The 22,499-nt window shown below is 67.6% G+C and carries 21 protein-coding genes and 1 other RNA gene; 11 read left to right on the top strand and 11 right to left on the bottom strand.

Going from position 1 to position 22,499, the window contains the following annotated elements:
- The first annotated feature begins 192 nt into the window (after positions 1 to 192).
- Entirely contained in the window at positions 193 to 1,713 is a 1,521-nt protein-coding gene (locus CEK29_RS14340) for a sensor domain-containing diguanylate cyclase (RefSeq protein WP_249279081.1), read from the top strand.
- Between the two features lie 169 nt (positions 1,714 to 1,882).
- Positions 1,883 to 3,496, top strand: a complete 1,614-nt coding sequence (locus CEK29_RS14335; protein WP_094801075.1) for a GGDEF domain-containing protein — start codon at positions 1,883 to 1,885, stop codon at positions 3,494 to 3,496.
- 3 nt (positions 3,497 to 3,499) lie between these two features.
- Here the strand turns inward: CEK29_RS14335 and CEK29_RS14330 are convergent, their stop codons facing one another.
- The 10 genes from CEK29_RS14330 to CEK29_RS14285 form a co-directional block, all read right to left on the bottom strand.
- Positions 3,500 to 3,835 (bottom strand): hypothetical protein, encoded by a 336-nt coding sequence (locus CEK29_RS14330; protein WP_094801073.1) that lies wholly within the window; start codon positions 3,833 to 3,835, stop codon positions 3,500 to 3,502.
- A 47-nt stretch (positions 3,836 to 3,882) separates the two neighbouring features.
- Positions 3,883 to 4,821 carry a 2-hydroxyacid dehydrogenase gene (locus tag CEK29_RS14325; RefSeq protein ID WP_094858512.1) on the bottom strand — a complete coding sequence of 313 codons (939 nt, stop codon included), beginning with the start codon at positions 4,819 to 4,821 and terminating at the stop codon, positions 3,883 to 3,885.
- 2 nt (positions 4,822 to 4,823) lie between these two features.
- Positions 4,824 to 5,603, bottom strand: a complete 780-nt coding sequence (locus CEK29_RS14320) for an SDR family NAD(P)-dependent oxidoreductase (protein ID WP_094801069.1) — start codon at positions 5,601 to 5,603, stop codon at positions 4,824 to 4,826.
- Positions 5,604 to 5,728: 125 nt separating this feature from the next.
- Positions 5,729 to 6,802 (bottom strand): ABC transporter substrate-binding protein, encoded by a 1,074-nt coding sequence (locus CEK29_RS14315; protein WP_094801067.1) that lies wholly within the window; start codon positions 6,800 to 6,802, stop codon positions 5,729 to 5,731.
- On the bottom strand, positions 6,799 to 7,983 hold the full coding sequence (locus CEK29_RS14310; protein ID WP_094858511.1) for an NAD(P)/FAD-dependent oxidoreductase: 1,185 nt from the start codon (positions 7,981 to 7,983) through the stop codon (positions 6,799 to 6,801). The genes CEK29_RS14315 and CEK29_RS14310 overlap by 4 nt, the downstream gene beginning before the upstream one ends.
- Positions 7,980 to 9,368, bottom strand: a complete 1,389-nt coding sequence (locus tag CEK29_RS14305; RefSeq protein WP_094858510.1) for an NAD(P)/FAD-dependent oxidoreductase — start codon at positions 9,366 to 9,368, stop codon at positions 7,980 to 7,982. The genes CEK29_RS14310 and CEK29_RS14305 overlap by 4 nt, the downstream gene beginning before the upstream one ends.
- The gene (locus CEK29_RS14300; protein WP_094858509.1) at positions 9,365 to 9,658 is read right to left on the bottom strand and encodes a (2Fe-2S)-binding protein; all 294 of its coding nucleotides are present in this window, start codon (positions 9,656 to 9,658) and stop codon (positions 9,365 to 9,367) included. Before CEK29_RS14300 ends, CEK29_RS14305 begins: the two co-directional genes overlap by 4 nt.
- Before the next feature lie 43 nt (positions 9,659 to 9,701).
- Complete coding sequence (locus tag CEK29_RS14295) at positions 9,702 to 10,496, bottom strand: ABC transporter permease (protein ID WP_094858508.1); 795 nt, start codon at positions 10,494 to 10,496, stop codon at positions 9,702 to 9,704.
- Positions 10,497 to 10,509: 13 nt separating this feature from the next.
- Complete coding sequence (locus CEK29_RS14290; RefSeq protein ID WP_094858507.1) at positions 10,510 to 11,400, bottom strand: ABC transporter permease; 891 nt, start codon at positions 11,398 to 11,400, stop codon at positions 10,510 to 10,512.
- 1 nt (position 11,401) lies between these two features.
- A complete protein-coding gene (locus tag CEK29_RS14285) occupies positions 11,402 to 12,481 on the bottom strand; it encodes an ABC transporter ATP-binding protein (protein ID WP_094858506.1) in 1,080 nt (359 codons plus the stop codon).
- A 219-nt stretch (positions 12,482 to 12,700) separates the two neighbouring features.
- Between CEK29_RS14285 and CEK29_RS14280 the strand changes: the two genes are divergently transcribed.
- Complete coding sequence (locus CEK29_RS14280; RefSeq protein ID WP_094858505.1) at positions 12,701 to 13,552, top strand: IclR family transcriptional regulator; 852 nt, start codon at positions 12,701 to 12,703, stop codon at positions 13,550 to 13,552.
- A 22-nt stretch (positions 13,553 to 13,574) separates the two neighbouring features.
- Here CEK29_RS14280 and CEK29_RS14275 read toward each other — a convergent pair whose 3' ends face one another.
- On the bottom strand, positions 13,575 to 14,291 hold the full coding sequence (locus tag CEK29_RS14275) for a response regulator transcription factor (RefSeq protein ID WP_094801052.1): 717 nt from the start codon (positions 14,289 to 14,291) through the stop codon (positions 13,575 to 13,577).
- Between the two features lie 942 nt (positions 14,292 to 15,233).
- Between CEK29_RS14275 and CEK29_RS14270 the strand changes: the two genes are divergently transcribed.
- The 8 genes from CEK29_RS14270 (at position 15,234) to CEK29_RS14235 (ending at position 22,470) form a co-directional block, all read left to right on the top strand.
- A complete protein-coding gene (locus tag CEK29_RS14270) occupies positions 15,234 to 16,460 on the top strand; it encodes an MFS transporter (protein ID WP_094858504.1) in 1,227 nt (408 codons plus the stop codon).
- A gap of 192 nt (positions 16,461 to 16,652) precedes the next feature.
- Positions 16,653 to 17,042, top strand: a transfer-messenger RNA (tmRNA) gene (gene ssrA / locus CEK29_RS14265).
- 458 nt (positions 17,043 to 17,500) lie between these two features.
- Positions 17,501 to 18,526: a glycosyltransferase gene (locus CEK29_RS14260; RefSeq protein ID WP_094858503.1), complete on the top strand. Its 1,026-nt coding sequence runs from the start codon at positions 17,501 to 17,503 to the stop codon at positions 18,524 to 18,526.
- The gene (locus tag CEK29_RS14255; protein WP_094858502.1) at positions 18,523 to 19,674 is read left to right on the top strand and encodes an NAD(P)/FAD-dependent oxidoreductase; all 1,152 of its coding nucleotides are present in this window, start codon (positions 18,523 to 18,525) and stop codon (positions 19,672 to 19,674) included. Before CEK29_RS14260 ends, CEK29_RS14255 begins: the two co-directional genes overlap by 4 nt.
- Complete coding sequence (locus tag CEK29_RS14250; RefSeq protein WP_094858501.1) at positions 19,671 to 20,468, top strand: NAD(P)-dependent oxidoreductase; 798 nt, start codon at positions 19,671 to 19,673, stop codon at positions 20,466 to 20,468. Before CEK29_RS14255 ends, CEK29_RS14250 begins: the two co-directional genes overlap by 4 nt.
- The gene (locus CEK29_RS14245; RefSeq protein WP_094858500.1) at positions 20,465 to 21,298 is read left to right on the top strand and encodes a sugar phosphate isomerase/epimerase family protein; all 834 of its coding nucleotides are present in this window, start codon (positions 20,465 to 20,467) and stop codon (positions 21,296 to 21,298) included. Before CEK29_RS14250 ends, CEK29_RS14245 begins: the two co-directional genes overlap by 4 nt.
- A complete protein-coding gene (locus CEK29_RS14240; RefSeq protein ID WP_094858499.1) occupies positions 21,295 to 21,651 on the top strand; it encodes an EamA family transporter in 357 nt (118 codons plus the stop codon). The genes CEK29_RS14245 and CEK29_RS14240 overlap by 4 nt, the downstream gene beginning before the upstream one ends.
- Before the next feature lie 3 nt (positions 21,652 to 21,654).
- Positions 21,655 to 22,470 (top strand): glycosyltransferase family 2 protein, encoded by an 816-nt coding sequence (locus tag CEK29_RS14235; RefSeq protein ID WP_094858498.1) that lies wholly within the window; start codon positions 21,655 to 21,657, stop codon positions 22,468 to 22,470.
- Positions 22,471 to 22,499 lie beyond the last annotated feature (29 nt).

Below are 22,499 nucleotides of genomic sequence, written 5' to 3'. Positions count from 1 at the left end.
GGCGGGGCGGTGCAAGCCTGCGCAAAGCAGAGACGGATCCCCCAAAAGGAGGCTGGCGCCCCACAGTTTTGCGGTTTCATCGACGCAGGACTAACCATAGTGAGCCCCCCGGGGCTATGATCGAAGGTTTGTGTGTTGCCCGGCCCTTAGCGTCTCATGCGCCAACTCGATCTACGTCACCTGGTTCTCGGGTTGAGCGTCCTTTCTCTGCTGCTTGGCCTGGCGGGCGCCCTCTATTCGAGCACCGTCGTACAGCGCGAGATCCTCACCAGCAGCACCCTCGAAGACAACCGCGTGTTCGCGCAGAAGCTCGCGCACACGGCCGATGTGTTTCTGCGCAAGGCGCTGTCCGATCTGGCTTATGGCGCCGAGGAAATCGGCGAGGCCGATGGCCGGCCCGACGTGGTCGAAGCCGAGCTGCGCCGCATGCAGAGCCTTGGCACCGATTTCAACACCGTGATCTACGTGCGGGCCGACGGCATGATCGCCGCCCAGGCGCCGCCCTCGGGCGTCCTGCCGCGCCGGGTGACCTCCTCCGAAAGCGCCCGGGCGCTCGCCAGCCGCGAGCCCCGCATCAGCGCGCCTTTCGTATCGCCGACGGGCCGGTGGGTCGTCTCCATTTCGCATCCGGTGTTTCTCGAGGATGGCAGCTACGGCGGCATGGTGGCCGGCGTGTTGTATCTGCACGAGCCCAATGGCTTGAGCGAGTTGCTGGGCGAGCAGGTGCACCGCAACGGCACCGAGCATTACGTGGTCGACGCCGAAGGGGTGGTGCTGTATCACCCGAGGTTCGAGACGGTCGGGGCGGATCTGGTCGACGATCCGGCCGTGGCCGCGCTGATGCGTGGCGAAGAGGGATCCCAGCGGCTGACGGCGCCGCAAGGCGGCGAGATGCTCGCCGGCTACGCGCGCGTGCGCACGGCGGGGTGGGGGCTGGTCGTGCAGCGCCCGGTCGATACCGTGCTGGCCCGCTCGCCCCAGCTGGTGCAACGCACGCTTCAGATCTCCCTGCCGTGGTTGTGCCTGTCCATCCTGTTCGTGTGGTGGCTGGCCAACCGCATCGTGCGCCCGCTCTCGCGCCTGGCCGCGGTGGCGGTCGACCTGGACCAGTTCCGCGCGCCGCGCCGGATCGAGGCCATCAGCGCGTGGTACCGCGAAGCCGATCAGATCAAGCGCTCGCTGGCCGCCGCGCGGCGCCGCATCGGCAACAAGTTCGACCGCCTGCGTCAGGAGAGCCTGACCGACCCGCTGACCGGCACGCTCAATCGCCGGGGGCTCGACGAATACCTGCAGCACGAGATTACGCTGGCCGCGCCGGTGGGGGTGCTGGCGATCGACATCGACCTGTTCAAGTCGGTGAACGACGAGCACGGCCACGCCGCGGGCGACACGGTGCTGCGAGGCATCGCGGCCTTGTTGAGCAAGCGCGCCCGCAGCCACGACATCGTCGGACGGCTGGGCGGAGAGGAGTTCGTCATGCTGCTGCCCGGCGCGCCGCACGATGTGGCGCTGCGCGTGGCCGAACGGATCCGCGTGGATATCGAGGGATTCCAGGCCATCCCGCAGGGCGCGCGCACGGTGTCGATCGGCGTGGCCGCCTATCCGCAGGATGGCGCCACGCTGGCCGAGACGCTGGCGCGCGCGGACCAGGCGCTCTACCGCGCCAAGGCCAGCGGCCGCAATCGGGTGTGCTCCGCGCAGAATCCCGATTGACCCGGCAGCCAGACCGAGCGGCGGGGTCTGGCGGGCAGGCGGCCTATGGCCCGGCCATACTCGCAGACGTGGCGCGCGTGAGACGGCGCTTGTTCCGGCCATGGCATACGCTCGCCGTTGCCATGGTGTGTCGCTATCATAGGTAGCTTGCCCGTCCTGCTGCCTGCCTATGCTACTTCCCATACGCGTGCACCTGCGCAGCCTGATCCTGGGGATCTGCGTGTTCTTCGTGGTGGCCGTCTTCGCGAACACGTTCTACGCCACCTACATCGTCAAGCGCGACGTACTGCTGCAGGACATCCTCGCCTCGCATCGCGTCTACGCCGAGAAGCTCGCGCGCGTCACCGAAAACTACCTGCGCAGCTGCCGTCAGCTGCTGACCACGCTGGGCGACGACCTGGGCGGCCAGCCGCTCACGCCCGCGCGGGCGCAGGCCGCCGTCGAGCACATGCTGCGCGCAAGCGATCTGTTCAATGCGCTGGTCGTGGTCGACACCCGTTCCGTCGTGCTGGCCGGCACCGACGCCACGGCGGACCTCGTCGGCACGCGGGTGGACAGCCCGCAGGCGCGGGCGGCGCTCGAGGCGCACGGCCCGCTGACCGGTCAGCCCTATCGCCGCCCGAACGGGTTGTGGGCGGTGATGCTGTCCCAGCCGATACGGGCCGCCGACGGCAGCGCCCTGGGCTTCGTGGCCGGTCTCATTTATCTGCATGAGCCCGCCATCCTGCAGGCCATCCTCGACGAGCACACGTTTCTCGACGGCACCTATGGCTATGTGGTGGACCGAAGCGGCGCGCTGATCTACCACCCCACCACCACGCGCGAGGGCGAAGTGGTGAGCAATGCGGCCGAGTCCGCCGCCCGGCGCGGCGAGCGCGGCGCCATGCGCTTCGTCAATCAGGAGGGGGTGGACATGCTGGGCGGCTATGCCCCGGTGCCGTCGGCCGGATGGGGCGTGATCATCCAGAAGCCCACCGAGGCCGCGCTCGACCGGGTCGACGCCGCGCTATGGCGCACCCTGATGTACGCCTTGCCGCTAGTGGGCCTGAGCCTGCTGGGCATCTGGTGGCTGTCGGGCCTCATCACGCGGCCCTTGCGCCAACTGGCCCGGGCCGCCACGGCCATGCAGGATCCGGCCACCCCCAACGACGTGCGGACGATCCGCGCCTGGTATCAGGAGGCGGCCGATCTCAGGCGGGGGCTGTTGATCGGCCTGACCGCCACCTTGCGCCGGATCCGGTCGTTGCGGCGCGAGAGCGAGAGCGACCCGCTCACCGAGCTGCTCAACCGGCGCGGTCTGCAGAACGTGGTCGAGGCGCTGGAGCGGGCCGATGTGCCGTTCTCGGTGGTCACCTTCGACATCGACCGCTTCAAGACCATCAACGACACCTTCGGCCACCACATCGGCGATCTGTCGGTGCAGGAGGTGGCACGCGCGATCGAGCAGCAGGCGCGCCGGCGCGATGCCGTGGCGCGCCTGGGCGGCGACGAGTTCATGATCGTGCTGCCCCGCGTGCCGCTGGAGGGCGGCGCCGTGTTCGCCGAGCGCCTGCGTGAGTGCGTGGCGCGGCTGCGGGTGGAGGGCGGGCGGCCGATGACGATCTCGGTGGGCGTGGCGCACTTCCCGTCGTCGGGCAAGACCAGCGAGATCGTGTTTCAGCATGCCGACGAGGCGCTGTACGACGCCAAGGAGGCCGGGCGCGACCGCGCTTATGTGTACTCGGCGGCAGGCAGCCGTCCGGCGAGCGACCTCGGCACCGGCGCGGCAGCGCGCCAAGACTGAGCGTCAGGCCGGCTGATCGAGCCAGGGCAGGGCGATCGGCGAGGCCACGAAGCACAGGCCGCCGTTGTCCTGTTTCCAGACGAAGCCGGGCGCGAGCCGGCCCTGCGCCGGGTCGGGCAGCATGAGCACGTGCGGCTCGGTGCGGAAATCGCCCTCCCAGCCGAGCTGCTCGGCGCGCTCCTGCACCTCATTGAATTGCGCGCGCAACAGATCGTGGTCGATGCCCAGCGGCTCTTCGCGCGCCTCGGCGGTTTCGAGCAGCGCGAAGGCCTCCGCCAGTGTCAGCAGAAAATCCCAGCCCACGTCGATCGGGGCCGTGCGGTAGAGATGCCATTCCATGGTTGTGCTCGCGAGTGATGAGGCAGCCATTATCCCGCAAGCCCGCCTCAATAGCCGCGGGCGGCGTCGTACAGATGCGGCAGCGGCTGGCCCCGCTCGGCGAGGTGGATCAACTGCACGGCGTGCTGCGCACGATCGCGCCGCGACGGCGTCGCGCCGTAATGCGGCGTGACGATGATGGCCGGGTGCGACCAGAGCGGCGACGCGGCCGGCAGGGGCTCGGTCTCGAACACGTCGAGCACCGCGCCCGAGAGCCGGCCTGCGTCGAGCGCGGCCAGCAGGGCAGGCTCGTCGAGGTGACTGCCTCGGCCCACGTTGATGACCGCGGCGCCGGCGGGCAGGCGCTCGAAGGTGCGCGCGCCCAGGATGCCCTGGGTGGCGGGCGTGGCGGGGAGCAGGCACACCAGGATGTCGGTGTCGGCCAGAAAGGCATCGAAGCCCGCCGCGCCGGCATGCGTGCGCACGCCGGGCAGTTCGGTGGGCGTACGGGACCAGCCCGAGACCGGGAACCCGGCCCGCGCGAGCAGCAGCGCGCTCGCCTTGCCCAGCTGCCCGAGGCCCATGACGCCCACGCGCGTGTCCTGCATGCGCCGCGGCGCGGGCAGGATTTCCCAGCGCCGTTCGGCCTGGTTCAGCGCCATGCGGCGCCCCTCGCGCAACAGCATCAGGGCCGCGCTCAGCACGTATTCGGCCATCACGTCGGGCGTGCTGTCGGTGATCATGCGCGCGATCGGCAGGTGGGCCGGGCGCAGCGGGTCGTCGAGAATGCCGTCCACACCCGCGCCGGCGCTGATGATGAGGCGCAGATCGGGCAGCGCGGCCAGCCCGCCGTGCGGGGGCTGCCACACCAGCGCATAGCGCACGCCGGCCGGATCGGCTTGCGCCGCTTCCCAGCCCAGCACCTCGATGGCGGGGTCGAACGCCTGGAAATGTGCCTGCCACTCGGGCAGGGCGGCCGGGCCGCCGGAAGCGATCGCGATGCGCATGCTCAGACCGTGTAGTTCAGCGCCAGGCGGCCGCCGTCGACGAAGAGCGTCTCGCCCGTGATGTAGCTGGAGGCGTCGCTCAGCAGATAGAGCACGGCATCGGCGACTTCGGCGGGTTCGCCGAGACGGCGCATGGGGGTGCGGCTCAACAGGCGCGCGCGGCCGGCCGGATCGGACATCACGGCGTTCTGCGCGAGCTCGGTGGCGATCGTGCCGGGTGCCACCGCGTTCACGCGGATGCCGCGGTCGATCAGCGCGAGCGCCATCGCGCGCGTGAGCTGGGCGATGCCGCCCTTGCTGGCGTTGTACGACGCGATGGTCGGGATGGCCATGACGGCATTCACCGAGCTCATGTGCACGATCGCGCCGCCTTCGGCGCCGGCCATGGCGCGGGCCACGGCCTGGCCCACCAGAAAGGCGCCCTTGAGGTTCACGCCCATCACGAGATCCCAATCGGCTTCGGTGATGTCGAGAAAATCGCAGGGGCGCACGATGCCGGCGTTGTTGACGAGCTGGTCGACCCGCCCGCACTGCGCGAGCGTTTGCGCCAGCGCTGCGTCGACGTCGGCTTTGCTGGACACGTCGCAGCGCTGGTAATGCACGCGCGTGCCGGCGCCGTCCAGTTCACGCGCGAGGGCCTCGCCGGGCGCGTCCGCCACGTCCCAGATGCAGACGGTGGCGCCGGCGCGGGCCAGGGCCCGCACGCACGCGGCGCCGATGCCCTGCGCGCCGCCCGTGACCACGGCGACCTTGCCCTCGAAGTGAAACTGGGTGCTGCTCATAACGACTTCCTTGTTGCTTGAAAAGAATGAAGGGGGCGGCGCAGCCGCGCCGCGCAACCACGCGATCCCGCTGGCGCGGCCGGCGCCGCGCCGCCCAACGCGGCGTCGACACCGGCCGCGGGCTTTCAGCGTTCGACCGTGCGGTTCCAGCGCGCGTTGAAGGCCGGACGGCTGGCGTTGATCACGTCCCAGTCCAGCACCTTCGCGCTTTCCATATAGCCCTGGAACTGCTTGAGCGTGGCGGCATTGGCGGCGTCGGCCTGGACCTTGCGGTTGGACGGGAAGTGACCGCCGAACTCCAGCGCGGCCTTCTGTGCCTCGGGCGACAGCAGGTACTGCGCGAGCTTCTGCGACAGGGCCGGCTCGGTGTTGTTGGCGATCACGCACTCACCCACCATGAGGATCACGGAGCCTTCCTTGGGCTGCGCATACTCGACCGGAATGTCGCGTTTCTTGAGACGCGCGATCGCGGTCGGCGTGAGCGGGAAGATCGCCGCCTCGCCGCCCTGGATCATCTCCGCCAGCTTGGCCGAGTTCGGAATGTACTCGAGCACGTTGGGGCCGATCGTGTCGCTCCACTTCTTGAAGCCGGGCTCCGGATTCTTGTCGTCGCCGCCCAGGATGCGGTTGTACATCAAAAAGGCGTGCAGGCCGAACGTGCTGCCCGATGCCGACTGGAACACGACCTTGCCCTTGTACTTGGGATCCGCCAGGTCCATCCAGGAGGTGGGCGGGGCCCAGCCCTTGTCGGCGAAGATCTTGGTGTTGTAGCCCAGGCCGGTCATGCCGATGTCGATACCGGCGGCCATGCGGTCCTTCATGATGGCGGTGGGGTACAGATCCTGGAAGACCGGCGCGTCGTCCATTTTCTGGCACAGGCCCATCGAGATCGCGCGCGCCATCACGCCGTCATCGAGGAACATCAGGTGCATCTGCGGCTTGTCCTTGTAGGCCTGGGCCTTGGCCAGCACGTCGGTGGAGGTGCCGGGCACCACCACGATCTTCACGTTGTTGGCCTTCTCGAATGCCGGGAATACGTGCTGCGTGAAGGCGCGTTCCATGTCGCCGCCATTCATGCCCACGTACAGCGTCTTCTGCTGCGCGACGGCCCCGGCCGAGGCTGCCAGCATCAGTGCGCCCGCGACCCAACCCCCGATTTTTTTGACGCGCTGTTGTGCGCCGCGATTCCGATTGATCATGTTGACTCCAGCGATTGCTCACGAGAAAGCTCGGATCGATGCGCGGCCTCATGAGCGGGGACCGCGTATCGTTCGACGCCAAATGCGTCGATAGGGATGGTCGACGTGCCATCGACGACCAATTCAGAAAGGATCTCGCCGATCGCGGGGCCGACCTGAAAGCCCGCGCCCGAGAGGCCGAAGGCATGGATCAGGCCGGGCACGCGCCGGCTCGGGCCCAGCACGGGGTTGTGGTCAGGCATGCTGCCTTCCACGCCCGTCCAGAACCGGATGACGTGCGCGCCGCGCAGCGGCGGCAACAGCTCGGCGGCCCTGGCGAGCAGGGCGGGCAGGGCGCTGCGCGCGGGACGTGCGTAGCCATCGGGCTGCATCACGCCACGTCCGCCACCGATCACGCAGTTGCCGCGGTCGACCTGGCGCGCGTAGATGCCGCCGCCCTGCATGCCGAGGCTCACGGCCATGAACTGCGGCAACGGCTCGGTCACCATCATGAGCGGATGGATGACATCTTCGGGCACGGGTTCGCCGAAGCCGGCGGCGATGTCGCCCGCCCAGGCCCCGGCGCAGTTGAGCAGGTAACGGGCGCGGACGCGCGGGCCCTGTTCGGTCTCGACCTCGAAGCGCTGGCCGTCATGCGTGGCGCGCGTGACCCGCGTGTTTTCGAGGATGCATGCGCCGGCCGCGGCGGCGGCCTGCGCGAACGCGGGCGATACGAGTCGCGGGTTGGCGTGGCCGTCGTCGGGGCAGAGCGATGCGCCGGCCAGATCGGCGCTCAGCCAGCCGAAGCGGCGGCGCAGCTCATTCGTGCCGATCAGCTGCAGATTCATGCGGTAGCCGCGGGTGGCGTCGCGATACTGTTCGAGCGCGTGCAGGTCGGCCTCGGTGCGCGCCAGCTTCAGATGGCCGCTGCGAACATATTCGCCGTCGGTGCCGATCAGCGCGGGCAGTTGCTGCCAGAGTTCGTGCGCGCGGGCGGTGAGCGGCATCTGCGACAGCGGCCGGCCCTGGCGGCGCACGCCGCCGTAATTCACGCCGCTGGCCTTGGCGCCGCACGCCCCCATGTCCAGCAAGGTCACGTCGACGCCGCGGCGGCGCAGGAACAGCGCGGCGCTCGCGCCGACGATGCCGCCGCCGATGATGACGACCTCGGTGTTCCGTGGCGCGTTCTCGGGGCGGTTCATCGTGATTGCTCCGCCGCGGGCGGCGCCACGAACGTGATCGGAATCGGCTTGATTGGCGGCTGATTGCGCAGGCGGCCCACCGCGCCGGGGGCCACGCCCAGCGCATGGGCCAGCACCTCGGCGGCGCCGGCGCCGCACATCCGGCCCTGGCAGCGGCCCATGCCCACGCGGGTCAGCGCCTTCAAGCGGTTCATCTCGCGCGCGGCGCCGCTGGCCGCGGCGGCGCGCAGCGTTCCGGCCGTGATCTCCTCGCAGCGGCACAGCACCACCTCGTCGTCGATCTCGCGGGCCCAGTCGGCCGGGAAGGGAAAGGCGCGTTCCAGGGCATCGCGGATCCGGCTGATTCGGGCCAGACGCCGCTCCAGGGCGGCGGCGCGGCGCGAATCGAAGGGCAGCCCAGCGTCCTGCAGCACCGCCAGTGCGGCGCGTTCACCCGCTATTTCCGCGGCGTCGGCGCCGGCGATGCCGGCACAGTCACCGGCCAGATAAACGCCTGCCGCGGAGCTGCGGCCCGCGGCATCGCGGCGCGGCAGCCAGTTGCGGTCGCGCTCGTTGAAGTCGAACTCGCAGCCGGTCAGCGCGGCCAGCTGCGTCTCGGCGCGCAGCGCGAGGCCGTAGCCCACGGCATCGCAGTCGGTCTGGTGTTGCCGGCCGGCCGCATCCTGCCAGACCAGGCCGGCGACGCGATCCGCGCCCAGCACGCGCAGCGGCCTCACGCCGCCGTGCAATGGCACGCCATGCGCGCGCAGCCACGCCATGTAATACATGCCCCGGGCCAGCAGCAGGGGCGCGGCGAGCATGCCGGGCAGACCGCGCATGCGGTCCGCCGCGCCGGCCGTGTCGAGCACGGCGGCGACATGCGCGCCGGCGCGGGCGTATTGATAGGCCACGAGGTAGAGCAGGGGGCCGGTGCCCAGAAACACCACCGCTTCGCCGATGGCACAGCCCTGATACTTGAGGGCCACCTGCGCTCCGCCGAGCGTGTAGACGCCGGGCGTGAGCCAGCCCGGAAACGGCAGCACGCGGTCGGTCGCGCCCGTGGCGATGATGAGGTGCCGATACGGCAGTTCGCTGCCCACGCCGTCGCGGATGAGGTCGAGCATGCCGTCCTCGCCGTTCCATACCAGCGTGCCGGGGCGATAGTCGATGCGTGCCGCGAGGCCCTCCATGGCGCGATGCACGGCGTCGGCCTTGCGATGCTCCGAGCCGTACAACGCGCGCTTGTCGCGCACGAATCCGGGCGGAGGCTGCCGGTAGATCTGTCCACCGGCGCGCGGGGCCTCGTCGATCACGATGGGGCGCAGTCCCGCGTTCGCCAGGGTCTGGGCCGCGCGCACACCGGCCGGTCCCGCGCCCACGATGACAGGCGATAGTGCCGGGCTCATGGCGTCTCCGTCAGCGGGCGGGTCCGCACACGCATGCCGGCGAGTACCGGCGTCGAGCAGGCGCGCACGCGCGTGCCGTCCTCCAGCTGCATCCAGCAGTCCTGGCAGGCCCCCATCATGCAGAATCCGGCACGCGGCGCGCCGCTGAACTCCGAGCGGCGCAGCCGCTCACCGTGGGTGAGCACGGCGGTCAGCAGCGTGTCGCCGGCGAGTGCCGTGACGGGTTCGCCGTCGAGCATGAAAGTCAGCGCCGGCCGGTCGATTTCGGCCACGCGTTTGAGCAAGGGCATGATGCTGCCGGTCTCCGGGGTTGCCTGATGGGATGAGGTGCGATCACTTCTGGCCGACCAGCACGCGGTCCAGGCCATAGACCCGGTCGAGCAGCAGCATGGTGAGGGCGGTGAGTGCGATGACCAGCGCGGAAATCGCCGCCATCATCGGATCGATCGATTCGGTCGCATACATGTACATGCGCACGGGCAGCGTCACCGTGCTGGGCGCGGTGATGAAGATCGACATCGTCAGCTCGTCGAAGCTGTTGATGAAGGCGAGCAGCCAGCCGCCCGATACGCCCGGCAGGATCAGCGGCAGGGTGACCTTGAAGAACACTGTTGCGCGGCTCGCGCCCAGGGACAGCGCCGCGTGTTCGATCGAGCGGTCGAAGCCCACCAGCGCGCCGATCACCAGCCGCATCACGTATGGCGTGATCACCACCACGTGCGCCAGGATCAGCCAGCCGAAGCTGCCCGTGGTCCCCATCAGCGCGAAGAAGCGCAGCAACGCGACCCCCAGCACCAGATGCGGAATCATGAGCGGCGAAAGAAACAGGCCGTTGAGCACGTCGCGGCCCGGAAAGCGGTAGCGCGTGATCGCGATGGCGGCCGGCACGGCCAGACACGAGGCGATGCTTGCCGCGCAGAAGGCCAGCCACAGGCTATTGCGAAACGCCTGCATGAAATCCGAGTGCGCGAAGACCGCGCGGAACCAGCGCAGCGAGAACTCCGTGGTCGGAATCGAAAGTGTGGAGCCGGGCGTGAAAGCCACCAGGCAGACGATGGCCAGCGGGGCCAGCACGAAGGCCACGACCAGCGCGTTGAAGGCGAGCGCGATGGCGCCGTTCTTTTGCATGGGATTCTCCGGCTCAGCCCAGGCTGCGGCGATAGCTGCGCTCGACGATGCGGTTGTAGCTCAGCATGATGATCAGATTGGCCAGCAGCAGCAGCACGGCGATGGCGGCGCCCAGCGGCCAGTTCAGCTCGGTGAGGAACTCGTCGTACACGATCGTCGCCACCATCTTGAGACGGCGTCCGCCCAGCAGCGCCGGGATGGCGAACGAGCTTGCCGCGAGGCCGAACACGATCAGGCTGCCCGACAGCAGACCGGGCGTGGCCTGCGGCAGGATCACCCGCAGGAAGGTTTGCGTGCGCGAGGCGTTGAGCGAATAGGCGGCCTGTTCGACGGTCGGATCGAGCTTTTGCAGCGAGGTCCAGACCGGAATCACCATGAAGGGCAGCATCACGTGCACCAGGCCGATGATGACCGCGGTCGGCGTGTATAGCAGCGAGCCGAGTCCCATCGCGTCCGATGCTGCGCCGATCGGGCCATTCGGGCCGAGCAGCAGGCTCCAGCCGAAGGCGCGCACCACCAGCGAGATGAGCAGCGGCGACAGCACCACCAGCAGGAAAATCGAGCGCCAGGGCTTGCGCATGCGGCTCAGGATGTAGGCCTCGGGCAGCCCGATCGCCGCGCAGATCAGCGTGGTGAGCGCCGAGATCCAGAACGTGCGCCAGAAGATCTCGAGGAAGTACGAGTCCGTCAGCACCTCGCCGTATTGCGAGAGCGTGTAGCCCGGCTGGATGCCGGTGTTGTAGTCGAACTGGGCGAACGACAGCAGCAGCGTGAGCGCCAGCGGCGTCAGCACCATCGTCAGGAACAGCAGGGCCAGCGGTATCGAACCGAGAATGGCGGCGGCGCCATCGGTGCGGGGCCGCGGTGCGGCCGGCGCCGCCAGGGTGTGGGAGGGGCTGGTCATGTCAGGCCTCGGCGGCGGCGGGCAGCACCCGCACGATTTCGGCTGGCCAGTCCAGGCCCACGGTCGCGCCATCGCCGTGCGGCGCGCGCCCGTCGTTGGGCGCGAGCATCAGCAGGGGGCCGGCGGCGGTGTCGAGCTCGTACTGCCATTGGCTGCCCAGGAAGTAGCGGGTCGTGACGCGGCCGTCCAGCTTGCCCGCGCCCGGCGCCACGGCCACGAGCTTTTCGGGCCGCAGCGACACGCTCACCCGGTCGCCCGCGCGGACGCTGCCCGGCCGCATGCCGGCCGCGCTCACCCGCAGCGCCAGGGTGCCGGCGCGCACATCGGCGCCCTCGGCATCGATCCGATCGACCGTGCCGTCGAGCATGTTCGTCTTGCCGACGAAGCGCGAGATGAAGTGGGTCTCCGGATGCTCGTACATGCGGTAGGGCGCATCGATCTGGGTCGCGCGGCCTTCCTGCATCACGACCACGCGATCGCTGATCGAGAGCGCTTCGGCCTGATCGTGCGTGACCATGATCGTGGTGGTGCCGGTCTTGCGCTGGATATCGCGCAATTCGAACTGCATTTCCTCGCGCAGCTGTGCGTCGAGATTGGACAGGGGTTCGTCGAGCAGCAGCACCGGCGGCCGGATGACGAGCGCGCGCGCGAGGGCCACGCGTTGCCGTTGTCCGCCGGAGAGCTCGCGGGGATAGCGCTCGGCATGTTTGTCGAGCCGCACCATCGCCAGCGCGTCCCGCGTGCGGGCGTCGCGCTCGGCGCGTCCCACTTTGCGCATCGCCAGGCCGAAGGCCACGTTGTCCTGCACGGTCATGTGGGGGAAGAGGGCGTAGCTCTGGAACACGATGCCCAGTCCGCGCGTATTGGCTTTGGCGTGCGTGATGTCGCGTCCGGCCAGGGTGATGGCACCGCGCGTGACGTCCGCGAAGCCCGCGATCATTTGCAGCGTTGTGGTCTTGCCGCAGCCCGAGGGCCCGAGCAGCGAGACGAATTCTCCCTGCTCCACGCTCAGGTTCATGTCGGAGACCACGCACAGGTCGCCGTAGTACTTGGAGACGTGCTCCAGTCTGAGAAAAGCCATTTTCCGCCCCGTTTGGCCGTGCTTGCGGCCTTGTGCTGACTGACCTCGCGACCACCCCGGTGGTGGCCGGGGCCGTCATTCGATGCAGCGCAGTCTAGGAGGGCGTCATTTGGCGGGTCAAGGGTGTTTTTCCGTAGACGTGAATTTTTCTTCAATAAATTCCGTAAAATGGAACGAAGGTTTTTAAGAGTGCTTATTTTTTCCGATCAAGGAAAACGAATGGCGGATAAAAAAGAGGCTGGCGAGTCCGGCGCGCCCGGATCGCTGCAGCGGGCCTTCAGCGTGTTGCGCGTACTCGCCGAGGCACAGGGCGAGCGCCTGCGCCTGACCGAGATCGCGGCGCGCACCGGCCAGGCGCCGGCGACGGCGCACCGCGTGTTGCAGGCCCTCATCCAGGAAGACATGGTGGAGCAGCCGGCGCAGAGCAAGGCCTACCAGCTGAGCGTGGCGTTCTTCGCGCTGGCCGCGTCGGCGGGCAACCGTCACTCCACGCTGCGCGATGTGTGCCGGCCGGCGCTGCTGCGCCTGTCAGGCATGCTCAACGACACCGTGTTCGTGCTGGTGCGCCACGGCTTCGATGCGGTGTGCCTGGATCGTATCGACGGGCCGTTTCCGGTGCGCTCGCACACGGGCGATATCGGCGGCAAGATGCCGCTCGGCCTGGGCCAGGCGGGTCTCATCCTGCTCGCCCGGCTGCCCGAAGCGGAGCGCGAGGAAGTGATCCGATTCAATATTCCGCGTCTGCGCCACCTCGGCTTCATGGACGAGATCTCGGTGCGCGTTCTGCTGAAAGAATGCCTGGAGAAAGACTACGCGCTCAGCTCCGGGCCGGCGCTGTATCCCGGGACCATGGGCCTGGCCGTACCGATCACCGACCGCAACGGCACGGTGGTCGCAGCCCTCAGCGTGGCCGCGCCGTCGGAACGCATGACGCCGGAACGGGTGCCGATGATCGTGGAAATGTTGCGGCGCGAGGCCCAGCAGATCGGCGCGCGCATCAACCCGTTCGACCCGGCGCTGCGCCGCCCGAATCACTTCCTGGGTGGCGGTGGCAGCGTGGATGCGAGCTGAGGGAAGGTGCCGCTGCGCGCGGTCAGGTTTCGCTGCTGAACTGCACGCTGGCCCCGCCCGTGGACAGCAAAAAGCCTTCGGCGTAGACATTGCGGATCGAAAACGGCGAGTCCGCGACCTGCAACAGCTTCTTGCGCACGCGATACATCAGGCTGTCGATCCGATGAGGATCGAACGCGTAGTCGGGGATGCCGAGCGCATGGCACAGCGCCTGATGCCGCACCGGAAACGTCGGGTTCTGCAGGAGCAGCGAGAACACGGTGCCTTCGCGGTCGGTGAGCTTGATCGATGCGCCGTCGGACGGCCGCAGCAGCAGGCTGGCCGCGCGGTCGAACACCCATCCGGGCGCGGCTTTCGCGCAGGCGTGGCGCGCCTGCGCCGCGAGGCGGCGCGCCAGCGCGGTCAGGGTGGCCGTCAGGATCGGCAGCTTGATCGGTTTGATGAGGTAGTAGTCGGCCCCATCGGTGAGGGCGCGGATCTGATCGTCGAAATGCGTGCGCGCGGTGAGCACGATGATGCCCAGGCCGGGCAGACGCTGCCGGATGCCCGGAATCTCGTCGCGGATGTCGCCATCGCTGAGCAACGCGTCGGTCAGCAGGATCTGGGGGCCGGTTTCGTTCAGGGCCGTCAGCGTCTCTTCGCAGCTCGTGCACAGGGTGCTGCTGTAGGCGAGTTGCGCGACGTGGGTCTGGAGAATGTGGCCCCACTCGGGGTGGTCTTCGGCAATGAGGATGCGCATCGGAAACGGGGTCGGCGGAAGGGGGAGCGACGTGCCGGAACCCTGTGGCACCGGCTCGAGGATGCCGACGCGGCAATGACCGCTAGCGGCCCTCGTCGCACTCCTGTAATTAGGGGCGAATCCGGGTGGCAAGCGAATAGAAGAATTGCGAAATAGCCTGGTGGCCGGCGCAGGTCTCAGGGTTTCTGTCGGCTGCCTCTCTTGCTTGCTTCCTTCCTTCGTTGCTTCCTTGCTTCCCTGCTTCCTTCCTTCGTTCCTTCCCTGCTTTCCTGCTTCATTCCTCGCTTCCTTCGTCGGCGCGCACACGGTGCGGCCAGGGCGGGCGAAGCCGCGGGCGCGTGTATTCGGGAGGATGGAGGCGGCGATGGCGACTTATAAACAGGGCTCGCGTCGGCCTGTTTACCCCTCAACGAACCGGCTGGCGCGTACCGCACGAGTCGCGGGCCCAGTCCTCGCGCATCGTTCCTCCGGCGGTCCTGTGCCGAAGGCGCCGCCTTCGGCACTTTTTTTGTGCCCGTCATCCGCTCTTCGGCCGGCTCCTTCCGGTTCTCCCGATGCCTCCGGTGCCTCCCGGTACCCCGGCGCTCCGGTCCCCCCGATCGCCCGATCCCCCGATCCCCCGGTCCCCCCGGCGCCTCCCGGCCCCTCCCGGCTCCCGCGGCGCTCCCGGCTCTTCCCGATTCTCCCGGCTCCCCCGGTTCTCTCTGTTCGGTCGGTTCTCCCGGTCCTACCCGTTCTGTCGGTTCTGCCGGATAGTCATTTCCAGTCGTCCGGCTTTATTCGGCGAGCAATCCGTTCTACAGTAGCGCCTCGACAAGCCGCCGCTTCGATCGTCCACCGCGGCGCGCCACCTGACCTCGCGTCAAGCTCCGATATCACCTAGTCCATAGCCCGTTGACCGGGCCAGTCCGCGTTGCCTTTTTGCGCAGCGCAGGGAACACCATGCTTTTGCCTATTCTGCTGCTGTCGGCGGCCGGATTCACCATCCTGACCACCGAATTTCTCATCATCGGCCTCTTGCCGCCCATGGCGCGCGACCTCCAGGTCACCGTGTCGCAGGCCGGCCTGCTGGTGTCGCTGTTCGCCTTCACGGTGGCGGCCGCCGGCCCGTTCCTGACCGCCCTGATGGCCAACATCGAGCGCAAGCGCCTGTTCATCGGCGTGCTGATCGTGTTCGGCCTGTCCAACGTGGCGGCCGCGCTGGCGCCCAACATCTGGGTCATGGCCGTGGCGCGCTTCATTCCGGCGCTCACGTTGCCGGTGTTCTGGTCGCTCGCCAGCGCCACCGCGGTCGAGATCGTCGGCCCGGCCTACGCGGGCCGCGCCATTTCCACCGTGGCCTTCGGCATCGTCGCGGCCACGGTGTTCGGCATTCCGATCGGCGTGCTGATCTCCGACGCGTTCGGCTGGCGCGCCGCCTTCGGCGTGCTGGCGGCCGTGGCGTTCGCCAAAGCCTTGCTGCTGATGGTGTATTTCCCCCAGAAGCGCATGGCCGGCGAGACCATCCGCTTCGCCACGCAGCTTCGCATCGTGCGCGACCCCATCGTGGTCACCCACGTGCTGCTGTCGCTGCTGATCTTTACCGGCATGTTCACCGCCTACACCTATCTGGCCGACATGCTGGAGCGTCTGGGCGGCTTCGACGGCAAGGTCGTGGGCTGGAGCATGATGGCGTTCGGCGGTATCGGCATCCTGGGCAACTGGATCGGCGGCCGGCTGGTCGACCGAAGCCCGCTCGGTACCACGCTGTTTTTTGCCGCCCTGATGGCCTTCGGGCTCACCTTCGTCACCACCGTGATGGACGCGCCCGTGCTGCTGGCCATCGCGCTGGGCGCCTGGGGCATCGCGCAGGCCGCGCTGTTCCTCGTGTGCCATGTGCGCGTGATGAAGTCCGCGCCGCAGGCGCCGGCCTTCGCCGCCTCGCTGAACATCTCCGGCGCCAACATCGGCATCGGCGTGGGCGCCGTGATCGGCGGCGCGATCATCGACCGGCTGGGCCTGGCCGCGCTGGGCTGGACCTCCGCCCTGATCGTGGCGGCTGCGATCGCGGTGGGCGTGGCGCTGATGGGCGCCACGCGCCGGGCCCGCGCCCGCGATGCCCGGGGGTCGGCCGAGGCCCACGCGCTGACGTGCCCCACGCCCGCGTCCTGCGCGGAAGGCCGGGGCTGAGGGAGGGCGGGGCGCTCGTTCACGCGGCGCAGGCGCTCCGGCCGGCGGAACGCCGGGCTTCGTGACGCCAGCTGCCGGGGCGCCAGCCGCCGGGGCGCCGGCCGCCGGGGCGCCGGCCGCCGGACCTCTGCGCCGCCGGGGCAGCGCCCCGCGAAAACCCGTCCCGCTTTTGGCGTACAATAGAGATCACCTGGGGCCGATCCGGATTCGACGTGGGTCATGAAGCAGCTCAGGGCATGCCGAGCACCAGTACGCTCGTAAAACCACTGGAAACAAACTAAACGCCAACGACGAGCGTTTCGCTCTCGCCGCTTAAGCGGTGAGCCGCTGCACTGATCTGTCCTTGGGTCAGGCGGGAAGAGGCAACTCTTTAGGGGGGTAACCCCCGAACCGCAGCAGCGACATTCACAAGGAATCGGTCTGCGCTGGGGTCACACGGCGTAGGTTTAAATTACGTGAATCGCCCTGGTCCGGCCCGTTGATCGGCTAAGTCCAGGGTTAAATCCAAATAGATCGACTAAGCATGTAGAACTGACTGTGGAGGGCTTGCGGACGGGGGTTCAATTCCCCCCGGCTCCACCACTATTCAAAACCCCAACCCTTCGCGGTTGGGGTTTTTTCTTTTGGGCTTCCTCTCGCCCGTCACGCGCTCGGAAATCTCCCCGGCGCATGCCGGGCCACCCTATGGGTAGCCCGCGTCCGCCCCACGCGACGACGCCCGCGCGTATTCCTTTCCATTCTTTCCGGACCGACGCGCCCGAGTCGCTCCGCCCTGAACCGGCGTCGCGCTCGCATCCCGCCACACCGATCCCGTCCTGACATGCGCCCGCGCCGCCTGGGTGGTTCTGCGCCGGCTCCGCTCTGGGCGCGCCTCGTCGTCGGCGCAACCGCGCTGCCGCAACCGCGCCGCCGCAATGGCGTTTCTTCCATTCATTGCGAGGATGTGTGTGAGTCTTCGGCCCTCCCGAAATTTAGGATGAAAAAATTTTGCGGATATGCGCGATTGCATAGCGATCGCAGGCTCGGAAGGGACCAAGAGAATGGCATTTTTCCCGGTATTTCTATCGGTCGTTTATGTGGTGCGCAACCAGGCCCATCAGCTGGAGAGCATCGTCCGGAACGCCACCGAAAAACTGTCATCGCTGGTGCCCGCGTGCGAGCTGATCATCGTCGACAACGCGTCCGACGACGACAGCATCTGCATCCTCAAAAACCTGACCGGGCATTCGGGCTACCCGGACATGCAGGTGTATGCGCTCACCAAAGAGGTCGATGGCGACACCGCGTCGTGGGTCGGGCTGGAAAATGCCCTGGGCGATTTCGTGGCGGTGATCGATCCCATGCTCGACGACATCGGCTTTCTGCCCGAAATGCTCGATAAGGCGGTGCTGGGGGCGGACGTGGTGTTCGCCAACAACCGCCAGAAGCCGCCCCGCAGCCTGGCGTATCGCGCCGCGTGCGCCGCCTTCAATTTTCTGTACAAGGTCTTCAACGGCATTCATCTGGCCAAAGACGCGCCCCAGTATCGTCTGCTGAGCAAGCGCGTCGTGAACTTCATCATGCAGCATCCGCAGCCGGCCGTGTCTTATCGGCACCTACCGGCCACCGCGGGATTCGCGCGCATCAATCTCGAGTACAGCACCCCGCCGCGCGCCAACAACACCAAAAAACTTCGCGAAAGCATCGATCGCGGCATGCGGCTGCTGGTTTCCACGACGCATGCGCCGATGCGGCTCGTCACCTCGCTGTCGCTGTTCGGCGCGCTCGCCAATCTGGTTTATTCGCTGTACGTGGTCGCCGTCGCGCTGTTCAAATCCGACGTGGCGCCCGGTTGGGTCAGCCTGTCTTCCCAGCTGTCGGGCATGTTTTTCCTGATTTCGCTCGTGCTGCTGGTGCTGGGCGAATATGTGCTGCATATGGCGAGCCTCAGTAACGAGGGGCCGCTTTATCACGTGGGCCAGGAGTTCACGAGCACGCGCATCAGCCGCCGCGAAAAGCTGAATATCGAGAGTGTTTCGCCAACGGCGGCGCGCGATTCCCGCCCCTCGGATCAGGCCGCGGCATGAACGTGTCGTTCCCGGATTCGGACGCGGATGCCGTCGTCATCGGCGGCGGCTTCTACGGCGCCGCGATCGCCATCTACCTAGCCAAACATCGCGGCATGCGGCGCGTCGTTCTGCTGGAGCGCGAGCGCACGCTGCTGTCACGCGCGTCGTACAACAACCAGGCGCGCGTGCACAACGGTTATCACTATCCCCGAAGCTTCACGACGGCCTTCCGCAGCCGGATCAACATGCCGCGCTTCGTGCACGACTGGCCGCAGGCGGTCAAGCGCGACTTCGTCAAGCTATACGCGATCGCAAGACGCAATTCCAAGGTCACGGCCAGGCAGTTCGAGCGCTTCTGCCGCGAGATCGGCGCCAGCATCAAGCCTGCGGAGCCCGGCCTGAAAAGGCTGTTCGAGCCGAGGCTGATCGAAGACGTGTTTCTGGTCGAGGAGTACGCCTTCGACGCGACCCGGCTGGCGGCGTGGGCCGTCGATGCGCTGCGGGAGGCGGGCGTCGAGATCCAGACCTCCAACCGCGCGCTGGCGATCTTCCGGTCGGCGTCCGACCCGCGCCTGAGCGTCGCGACCGAGGCGAAGTCGGGCGAGCGCTCGCCCATCCGCTGCCGCTACGCTTTCAACTGCACCTACAGCGGGCTCAATCAATTCTCCGGCGATTTTCCCGGCACGCAGACGCGCCTCAAGCAGGAAGTGACCGAGATGGCGCTGATGCAGGTGCCCGCCGTGCTCGAGGACATCGGCGTGACCGTAATGGACGGCCCGTTCTTTTCGATGATGCCCTTTCCCGCGCGCGGCCTGCACACCCTGTCGCACGTCCGCTATACGCCGCACTGCCAGTGGCAGGACCAGCGCGGTGCCGACCCCTACGAGCGGCTCGGTCACTACGACCGCGTCACGCGGGTCGACCGGATGGTGCGAGACGTGGGCCGTTATCTGCCGGCGGTGCGCGATGCGAAGTATGTGGAATCGCTCTTCGAGGTAAAGACGGTGCTGATGAAAAACGAAGTGGACGACGGCCGGCCCATTCTCTTCGAGAAACACGCGGACCTGCCCGGCTGCTATTCGGTGCTGGGCGGAAAAATCGACAACATTTACGACGTGCTCGAAAAGCTCGAGACGGAAGATTTCACGGTGGCGCTGGCGTCATGAATCAAAACGCTTTGATCGGATGCTCCGGTTTTGTCGGCACCACGCTGCTCAGGCAGGCGCGGTTTGCCGCGCTCTATCGTTCGACCGATATCGCGGAGATCGCGCATCGGGAGTTCGATGTCGTCGTGTGCGCGGGCGCCCCGGCACAGAAGTGGCTCGCCAATCGCGATCCTGCCGCCGACCGTGCGCGTATCGAAGGCCTGACGGACCACCTCCGAACGATCACGTGCAAGACCTTCATCCTGATCAGCACGGTGGATGTTTTCAAACAGCCGGCCAACGTCGACGAAGCCACACGGGTCGATGAGCGGGGACTGCATCCTTACGGCCTGCATCGCCGGCAGCTCGAAACCTTCGTCGAGCAGACGTTTGCCCGGCCTCTGATCGTCCGCTTGCCGGGTCTGGTCGGGCCGGGATTACGCAAGAACGTGATTTTCGATTTCCTGAACCACAACAATCTCCAGGCCATCGAGAGTCGCGGGATATTCCAGTTCTATCCCATGATCAACCTCTGGTATGACATCCAGACCGCGCTGGCGGCGGGCCTGTCCCTGGTGCATCTGACCGCCGAACCCATCAGCGTGGCGGACGTGGCGCTGCATGGATTCGGACGGCGCTTCGCGCAGACACTGGATGCGCCGCCCGCACGCTACGACATGACAAGCCGGCATGCGCCACGCTTCGGCTCGCCCGGCCCGTATCAATACAGCGCGCGCGAAACCATCCAGGCGATCCGGGCCTACGCCCAGTCCGAACCGCTGACCGTGCAGACCGGCCACGGAGCGGCATCGTGAGGCTCGCGATCTCCAACATCGCCTGGGATACCACTGAGGACGCCTGCGTCGCCAGCCTGCTGGCCAGGTCCGGCGTGGACGCCATCGATATCGCGCCCGGCAAGTACTTCCCGGATCCCGTCAGGGCCACCGACCACGAGATCGATCACGTCGGCCGATGGTGGGCCGACCGCGGCATCGCGCTGACGGGCATGCAGGCGCTGCTGTTCGGCACGACGGGGCTGAATCTGTTCGGCGCGAGCGAGCGTCAGGAAGCGATGCTGGCGCATCTGCGGGCCGTGTGCCGCATCGGCGCGCGCCTGGGCGCCACGCGCCTGGTGTTCGGGTCTCCCAAGAACCGTGACCGCACGGGTTGGCGCGATGCCGACGCCTTCGATCACGCCGTCGGCTTCTTCCGCCGCCTGGGCGCCGTGGCGCGGGAGCACGGTGTCCTCGTATGCCTGGAGCCGAATCCCGCGCGTTACGGCTGCAACTTCATGACCACCAGCGCCGAGACGGTCGAGGTCGTCGACGCAGTGGGGCACGCGTCGATCCGCATGCAGTTCGACACCGGCGCCTTGACGATCAACCAGGAGTCGCCCGAAGACCTGCTGCTGCGCAGCGCCGGCCTGATCGGGCATGTGCATGCCAGTGAGCCCGACCTGCTGCCCCTGGGCGAGGGGGGCACCGACCATCGGCGGATGCACGCCGCATTGCGGCGCCATCTTCCCGGCCACGTGGTGTCGATCGAAATGCTCGCGGCACGCGATGAGCCTCATCTTCAGGCGATCGAGCGGGCGCTGACCTGCGCGCTCGCGTGCTATCGCACCGCACCGGGGGCAGCCGGATGAAATGGTTGATTCTGTTGCTCGGTATCGTCGCCAACGCGTCGGCGAGCGTCCTGGTCAAGCTGGCCATGACGGCACCCAGAAAGTTTCCCTCTCTCACCGATCCCGTCGCCGCGCTCGGCAACTGGCCGTTCTGGCTGGGCCTTGGCCTGTACGGCGCCGCCTTTCTGCTCTATGCCGCGGCGTTGGCCAGGCTTCCCCTGCACGTCGCGCACCCGATCCTGACGGCCGGTGCGATCGCCACGGTCGCCTGCGCGTCCGTGGTGCTGTTCCGTGAACCGTTTCACTGGAGCACGGGCGTCGGCATCCTGCTTGTGATGGCGGGGGTCGCACTCATCACGGCACGGCTTGCATAAAACATGAACACCAGACACGAGATCTCTCCCGCGGGCCGGGCCGCCTGGCGCGTGCCCGCCATGGACATTCCCCTGTGGTCGGGCAGGCGCCATCCCTATTGCGTCGTGATTCCCGTCATCAACGAAGGCGACCGAATCAAACGCCTGCTCGGGCGTATGCAACACCAGCATATTCCTGCGACCGCGGACATCATCATCGTCGACGGGGGCAGCACCGATGGCTCGCTGGCAACGGACATGCTGCGCCAGTTGGGCGTGCGCGGTTTGCTGGTCAAAACCGGCCCCGGAAAGCTGAGTGCCCAGCTTCGATGTGCCTATGCCTTTGCGCTGGATCAGGGTTACGAGGGCATCATCACCCTCGATGGCAACGACAAGGACGATCCCGAAGCCATACCGCGCTTTATCGACGCGCTGCAGGACGGCGTCGATTTTGCGCAAGGGTCGCGCTTTCTGCCGGGCGGGGTGGCCGTAAACACGCCGGCGTCACGCGCTTTCGCGATCCGCTGTATCCATGCGCCGTGCTTGAGCATCGCTTCGGGATTCCGCTGGACAGACACCACGCAGGGCTTCCGCGCCTACAGTCGCCGGATGTTGCTGGATCCCCGGATCGCCCCGTTCCGCGATGTCTTCATGACCTACGAGCTGCTGGCCTATCTGTCATGCCGGGTCCCGCAGCTCGGCTACGTGTGCCGCGAGGTGCCGACGGCCAGGCGCTATCCGGTCGGCGAAGTCCCGACCAAGATCAACGGCTTCAAGGGCAATTGGGCCGTGCTGACCATTCTTTTTCGAGCCTGCCTGGGTAAATACGATGTGGCATAAGGTCGGGGCGATGTCGGGATGCCTTGAGA

Origin of the sequence: Bordetella genomosp. 5, from assembly GCF_002261475.1 — a bacterium.
In the GTDB taxonomy this organism is placed as follows: domain Bacteria; phylum Pseudomonadota; class Gammaproteobacteria; order Burkholderiales; family Burkholderiaceae_B; genus Bordetella.
Note: the sequence above shows the minus strand (reverse complement) of the source record. Positions and strands in the feature narration are given on the sequence as shown.